The sequence below is a fragment of the Herbiconiux daphne genome (assembly GCF_024979295.1).
Taxonomy (GTDB): Bacteria; Actinomycetota; Actinomycetes; order Actinomycetales; family Microbacteriaceae; genus Herbiconiux; species Herbiconiux daphnes.
Window position 1 is genome coordinate 1 of sequence record NZ_JANLCJ010000512.1, and the last position, 625, is coordinate 625.

Below are 625 nucleotides of genomic sequence, written 5' to 3' on the forward strand. Positions count from 1 at the left end.
GACGGTAAAGATTTTTATGAATGTGATGAAATTAAAAAGGAGCTGTCCCCTAATGTTTAAAAGAATTTGGCCTTGTATCGCTGTCATCTCTGTAATTGTTGCAACAGCACTCACTCATGCATCCGTGGAAGTATCTGTTGCTTCTGTAATCGGTGTCCTGTTTGTACTCGCTGTCGCATTTAAGAAATCAATAGCACCGCTGTTAGGTGCTGTATTGTCATTGATGTATGGTTTGTTAAGCTATCATTCAGGGTTTTATGCTAATGCAGCTATGAACCTGTTCCTCCTTGTCCCTTTACAACTCTGGGGTTGGTATCATTGGATGAATAACAAACACACAATTGTTGAACTGTCTCCAGTTAACAAATTGTGGATCAGTGGTTTGACAATTGCTGGCATGATTATTGCTACTTGTTTAGCGATTATCCACGGAAGTCATTTACCACTGTTAGATGGGCCATCATCTGTATTAGTAATTACTGGTACAATCCTGCTTTCTTTGAAAACCAAAGAACAATGGCCTGTTTGGATTGTTTATAATTTGATAGAGATTGTGATGTGGTTCTTTGCTGCATCCATTGAACCTTCTGTCTTTGCTATCTTCATTATGCGTTTAGTCTTCTTT

The 625-nt window shown here is 38.6% G+C and carries 1 protein-coding gene; it reads left to right on the forward strand.

What is annotated here, in order from left to right; all coding sequences use genetic code 11:
- Window positions 1-52: 52 nt before the first annotated feature.
- The coding region (pnuC, locus tag N1032_RS26150) for a nicotinamide riboside transporter PnuC (RefSeq protein ID WP_259543557.1) at window positions 53-625 on the forward strand (573 nt) is incomplete at its 3' end.